We start from the raw sequence: 5855 nt of genomic DNA on the forward strand, positions 1-5855 counted from the left end.
GTGGAGAATAACTTTTTGAGCGTGAATGAGCTGGACAGTTTTGCGCACCAAGCCCGCACCTGTGAAGGCGAAAGCTGCAAACAAGTGATCAAGGATATGGTGGAGACCAATATCCGTAATCAGCAGGAAATGATGAACTTCTGCAACAGCAACCCGAACCAGTGTCCGCAGAAGTATGGTTATCTGGTTGATCAGTGGCCGGTGTTTGAACGCACCCTCAAAAATATGGACCGGGACGGCACATTGCCGGTTGAGTTCAGAAATTATCTGTCGGCGGTGAATACGTTGGGTCAGGCGGCAACCGGCAAGGTCGGTGAACTCGGCTGGACAAAACGCTTTGAAGCAATGGGCATGAGTCAGGAAACTGCTGCGGCAATGGCGATGACGCTGCCTATTGTGATAGAGGGAGCCAAAGGGCCGAAGTCGTCACCAAAATCATCGCAAAATAATGCTGGCAAAGGTGCTCAGCCTGAGTCAGCAGGGAAAAACACAAGTGGCGCGGAAAATGCGGCAACTTATCCGAAGTTAAAAGAAGACTTAGTGCAACGAAACCTTAGCCATATTGCTTCGCAAGACCCAAAGTTGGCGGCTGTAGTTAAAGGTGATAATGGTAAGCTCAATTATGGCATTGGGGCAGGAACTCGAGCAGAAGCGGATAGATTAGGCAAAATCTGGGTAGGAGATGGAGCCAAGAAGACTACTGGAAATGGCTGGGTTAGTGCGGATGGTACAAGAGGTTATAGACCACCATCAGAGAAACCTAATAGTGCCCATGCTACTACTGGTGTGCAAGCCAATTTCGAAACATATTCAATTGATTCTAAAGGAAAAATAAATAAGACTGGAAACGGTCATTTAAATATTCTGGATTAAAAGAGGATGCATTAGTGAAAGCAGTACTAAAAGGCATAGATTGTATGCATAAAGATCCAGTCATGTACTCCGGTGAAGATGACGGAACTATTAATATAACCTTATCCCTATTAATCGGGCCAGAGTTGGAAAGTGGGAGTGAATATTTTGATCTTTTTATCTGTACACCTGAATGGCTGTGTAATCATCATTGGCAACCGGAATTGATACGTCATACGCTTCTGGTACGTGAGTATAATTTGGATGAAATTAAAAAGATCATCACGGATTATATTGAACAGTGTGAAGGTAATGACTGGATGGAGATAGCCCAAAAGCTTTCCCGTGTCTTTGCCTGGGAATATGAGGATTATCAACCTTAACCTGCTGTTATCCAAGGAGTCCAGCTAAAGAACTGGACTCTTCCTTTAGCTGTCAGTCATTCTCAGCCAGTTGAATGATTAACTGCCCGGCTTCGCTGGTAATAGTGATCGGCTTCCCTGTGGTAAAACCCAACGCAGCTAACCAACGTCCCTTAATGGTGAGCTGCGGATACGGATTGGGCTTGCCCTGGTTAGGCCGGTAGCCCACGGTGTAATGCCGTGGCTTTACAGCCTGCCCTTTAGTTGTAATGGTTTTTGCTTTAGAATCGCATTTAGCCATGATGAACTACCTCTGATAGTTGGTGATGGTTAGCGGCGTTGAAGTGTTCCCGCACTTCAGCGCCGTGCTATGTTAACTCTCTTCCTTCGCTGTTGTTGAAATACAGGCCATTGTGCCGGCAATTTGAGTTTTTATGATCATTGCATCCAGCAACTCCTTAATAACCTCCTGCTCATACTGTGGCATACGAGAAATTGCCTCAAATTGATAGCGCAGCCGCTCACTGGGACCGCGCTCCTGTTCATCAAAAACCAGCATATCCGCACTGACACCGAGCGAAATAGCCAAGCGACGTATTACCTCTAAGGTAGGTTGTGCTGAGCCTCCCTCATAACGCCGGATCTGTAAAACTGCCACACCAGCCATATCAGCCAGCGCCTGCTGAGTGAGCCCGCGTTCCTTGCGTAATGTGGTAAGCCGTTCAGGGAACTGCATATCGAGAAACCAGGTTGTTGAACTTGATATCACTATATATCCCCCTTTTAAAAAGCTTGTTTTTAGATATCTTATCAGATATGTTTTAAATATCAATATAGCATCTTGACAGGTTTTTACAGGAGGTCATTGATGACCCGCGTTCCCGATACCGATTTAGCCCGCTTAAAGCAAACCGTCTCGTTGCTGGGACTGGCGCGTAAGCAAGGCCGTCCGATGAAAAAACGCGGTGAGGATTATGTGCTGCGCTGTCCGTTCCATCACGAGAAAACGCCCTCAATGGTGATATCGCCTGCTAAGAACCTGTATCACTGCTTTGGCTGTGGCGCGGCGGGGTCGGTACTGGACTGGGTGATACAAACGGAAGGCGTGACGCTGAAAATCGCTATCCGCCGGCTGCGGGAGCTGGCCGGGCTGCCGGATATGGACAATACGGTGGTGGCCGCCTCTTCGTTAGCCGCCCAGCCGGGATCACAGTCTGCTCCCCTGCCGCGCCCGAAACTGGCCGACCTGGACGATGACGGACAGGCGCTGTTGCATCAGGTGATTGATTTTTATCATCAGAACTTACTGGCGTCACCGGAAGCCAAAGCCTGGCTGGAAAAACGCGGGCTGCATCATCCTGAACTGGTCAGCCACTTTAAGCTGGGGTATGCGGGTCATCACGGTATCAGTGGTTCGGCGGGATTGTTGCCGTCCAAAGACAGTCAGGAAGGTCAGCAGTTGCGCGGCAAGCTGTCGGGGCTGGGCGTGTTGCGTACGACCACCCGGCAGGACCACTTCCGGGGCTGCGTCGTGGTGCCAATAATCGGCTGGGCTGAATCGGCCAGTGTAGCCAGCCGCGGGCGGGTGCTGCAACTGTATGGCCGCCGAACCCAGCCGGATTACAAAGTCCTGAAAGACAGCCCAAAGCATCTGTACCTGTCCTCACCCCTGGCCGGGGTCTGGAATGAATCAACGATGCAGGCGTCAAATGAAATTATCCTGTGCGAAGCGCTGATCGATGCCATGACGTTCTGGTGTGCCGGGTTCCGTAACGTGATCGCCGCGTTCGGGGTGAACGGGTTTAACCGTGAGCACCTCGCAGCCTTGCAGTATCACGGCGTGAAACGAGTGCTGATTGCCTTTGACCGGGACGAGGCCGGAGACCGTGGCGCGGCCAGTGTGGCCGCTGACTTATTGGAAGCCGGTATCGAGGCATGGCGGGTGCAGTTCCCGCCGGGCATGGATGCCAATGATTATGCTGTCAAAAGTGGCAACGCCGAACATGCGCTGGGGCTGGCCCTGCAACAGGCGGTCTGGCTGGGACAGGGAACGGCACCGGGTGCGGTGTTCAGCCATGAGCGGCCCGTCTCGTCAGATATGACGGAAAAGCCCCAAAGTGCCGGTGTGGCTGAATCTTCTTCTTTAGCCGCCCCGCCAGAGCTGACCGTTGCGCCGGTGCCCTGTGAGCGCACGGCCTGCGGTGAACTGTTGATGAAAAGCGGCCCCCGGGTCTGGCGGATACGGGGGATGAAAAAATCCCCAGTGCCTGATGTGATGAAAGTCAATGTGCAGGTGCGGGATGAAACTTCCGGCCTGTTCCATGTGGATACGCTGGACATGTATCATGCGCGGCATCGTCAGAACTACATCAGCACGGCGGCGCAAGAGCTGGAATGCGAGCTGTCGGTCATCAAACGCGAAGCCGGGCGGGTCTTGCTGATGCTGGAGCAGCAACAGGATGCGCAACAGCAGGCCGACGTCGAAGCCTCAGGGACAACGGCAGTCACGGTCAGCGCGGAAGACGAAGCCGCCGCGCTGGCATTGCTGAAATCGCCGAACTTAACAGAACAGATTATCAACGACATGGCCGCCTGTGGCGTGGTCGGCGAATCCACCAATCTGCTGACCGGGTATCTGGCGGCGGTCTCGCGCAAACTCGATAAACCGCTGGCCGTGCTGATACAAAGCAGCTCGGCGGCAGGGAAATCTTCCCTGATGGAGGCGGTGCTGAACCTGATGCCGGAAGAGGAGCGTATCCAGTACTCGGCAATGACCGGGCAGAGCCTCTACTATCTGGGAGAAACCAGCCTGCAACACAAAATACTGGCGATAGCCGAGGAAGAAGGCGTGCGGCAGGCGGCCTATGCCCTGAAACTGTTGCAGTCCGACGGCGAGCTGAAAATCGCCAGCACCGGCAAGAACGAACAGAGCGGCGAACTGGTGACGCGGGAATACAGGGTACAGGGCCCGGTGATGCTGATGTTAACGACGACGGCCATTGATGTGGATGAAGAACTGCTGAACCGCTGTCTGGTGCTGACGGTCAACGAATCGCGCGAGCAGACGCAGGCCATCCACGCCATGCAACGGCACCGTCAGACACTGGAAGGGTTGCTGGCTGACTCGGAGAAAAGCTATCTGACGCAGTTACACCAGAACGCCCAGCGCCTGTTAAGGCCGCTGAAAGTAGTCAATCCTTACGCCCATAAACTGACGTTCCTGTCAGACAAAACCCGGATGCGGCGCGACCATATGAAATACCTCACCCTGATACAGGCCATTGCGTTGCTGCACCAGTATCAACGTGAAGTGAAGAAAACCACCCATCGCGGGCAGGTGATTGAATATATCGAAGTCACCCAAGACGACATTGCCCTGGCTAACCAGCTGGCGCATGACGTGCTGGGGCGCACGCTGGATGAAATGCCGCCGCAGACGCGTAAGCTGTTACTGCTGATACAGGCGATGGTGAACGAACAGGCCCAAATCCAGCACTGCCAGCCGAATGAAGTGCGCTTTACCCGGCGGGATATCCGCGCCTTTACCCACTGGAGCGACAGCCAGCTCAAAAACCACTGTCAACGGCTGACGGAAATGGAATACCTGCTGTCGCATGGCGGCAGCCGGGGGCACCTGCTGCATTATGAACTGCTGTGGGACGGGGAAGACAACGGCGCGGCGCACCTGTGCGGCCTGCTGGATGTCGGAGAACCGGACTCAGAAACGGCAGGCAGTGAACACAAGTCTGACTTAAATGCACGAAAGTCTGACCGGGAAAGCAGTCAGTCTGCCTCAAGTCTGGGGCAAGTCTGGTCTAAGTCTGGGGAAGAAAAACCCGCGTCAGCCCGGACAGCACAAAGGCCGTCTGGTGCACCAGTCCGGGCAGATGAAAACGCAGTTATTAGAGAAAATAATCATGGAGACGCATTGCCTGTGCCCGACAGGGATAAAACGCCGAAAGCCGCCCCGACAGGTCAGGAGAGCAAGTCTGACTTAAATGCACGAAAGTCTGACCGGGAAAGCAGTCAGTCTGCCTCAAGTCTGGGGCAAGTCTGGTCTAAGCCTGGGGAAGAAAAACCCGCGTCAGCCCAGACAGCACAAGGGAAAACAGGGGCACCAGTCCGGGCGGATGAAAACGCAATAATCAGAGGCAAAAATAAAATAGCCCCGCCGCCCGCTGCCTCAGCCGCCCATCCCCAATCCAAAACGGAGGTCAATCATGGCAAACCGTAAACCCCGCAGGGGAAGCCTGCTGACAGTGGATGAAGTGTACCGCAAACCTGTCGGCCCGGCGCACGACCCCAAGAGTCTGTATGCGTTGTTGCTGCGCTTTGTGGTGTGGCGGCAGGAACGGAACTGGTCAGAAAGCACGCTGAAAGTACAGACACACCATACTTACCACTTTATCCTGTGGGCAACCGAGCGCGGCTTATACTACGCAGCGGATATCACCCGGCCAATACTGGAACGTTACCAGCGTTATCTGTATCAGTACCGCAAGACCAACGGTGAACCGTTAAGCACCCGGACGCAACGTACCCAACTGGAGCCATTGAAGGTCTGGTTCAAATGGCTGACGAAACAGAACCTGATACTGGCGAACCCGGCGGCGGACCTTGAACTCCCCAGACTGGAAAAGC

Annotated in this window: 5 protein-coding genes and 1 pseudogene; 4 read left to right on the forward strand and 2 right to left on the reverse strand. The window is 53.8% G+C overall.

Translation table 11 applies throughout. The features are described from left to right. Together C5471_RS24650 and C5471_RS22445 are read left to right on the forward strand one after the other, a co-directional pair. Window positions 1-873: pseudogene (locus C5471_RS24650) on the forward strand (hypothetical protein); the annotation flags it as partial. Between the two features lie 14 nt (window positions 874-887). After that, complete coding sequence (locus tag C5471_RS22445) at window positions 888-1235, forward strand: immunity 8 family protein (protein WP_075489515.1); 348 nt, start codon at window positions 888-890, stop codon at window positions 1233-1235. A gap of 52 nt (window positions 1236-1287) precedes the next feature. Here the strand turns inward: C5471_RS22445 and C5471_RS22450 are convergent, their stop codons facing one another. Together C5471_RS22450 and C5471_RS22455 are read right to left on the reverse strand one after the other, a co-directional pair. Beyond that, on the reverse strand, window positions 1288-1515 hold the full coding sequence (locus tag C5471_RS22450; RefSeq protein WP_133813335.1) for a SymE family type I addiction module toxin: 228 nt from the start codon (window positions 1513-1515) through the stop codon (window positions 1288-1290). A 72-nt stretch (window positions 1516-1587) separates the two neighbouring features. Continuing rightward, window positions 1588-1950, reverse strand: a complete 363-nt coding sequence (locus C5471_RS22455; protein ID WP_011147857.1) for a helix-turn-helix domain-containing protein — start codon at window positions 1948-1950, stop codon at window positions 1588-1590. 132 nt (window positions 1951-2082) lie between these two features. Between C5471_RS22455 and C5471_RS22460 the strand changes: the two genes are divergently transcribed. After that, the gene (locus tag C5471_RS22460) at window positions 2083-5448 is read left to right on the forward strand and encodes a CHC2 zinc finger domain-containing protein (protein ID WP_133813334.1); all 3366 of its coding nucleotides are present in this window, start codon (window positions 2083-2085) and stop codon (window positions 5446-5448) included. After that, window positions 5435-5855: phage integrase SAM-like domain-containing protein (locus C5471_RS22465; RefSeq protein WP_207627442.1), on the forward strand; the 421-nt coding region annotated here is incomplete at its 3' end. The genes C5471_RS22460 and C5471_RS22465, both read left to right, overlap by 14 nt.

The organism is Photorhabdus tasmaniensis (assembly GCF_011189505.1).
GTDB classification, from domain to species: Bacteria; Pseudomonadota; Gammaproteobacteria; order Enterobacterales; family Enterobacteriaceae; genus Photorhabdus; species Photorhabdus tasmaniensis.

What these genes read in the sequence shown, in the direction of transcription:
- C5471_RS22450 (WP_133813335.1), bottom strand. Translation starts at nt 1,515, where the DNA reads ATGGCTAAATGCGATTCTAAAGCAAAAACCATTACAACTAAAGGGCAG.
- C5471_RS22455 (WP_011147857.1), bottom strand. Translation starts at nt 1,950, where the DNA reads ATGCAGTTCCCTGAACGGCTTACCACATTACGCAAGGAACGCGGGCTC.
- C5471_RS22460 (WP_133813334.1), top strand. Translation starts at nt 2,083, where the DNA reads ATGACCCGCGTTCCCGATACCGATTTAGCCCGCTTAAAGCAAACCGTC.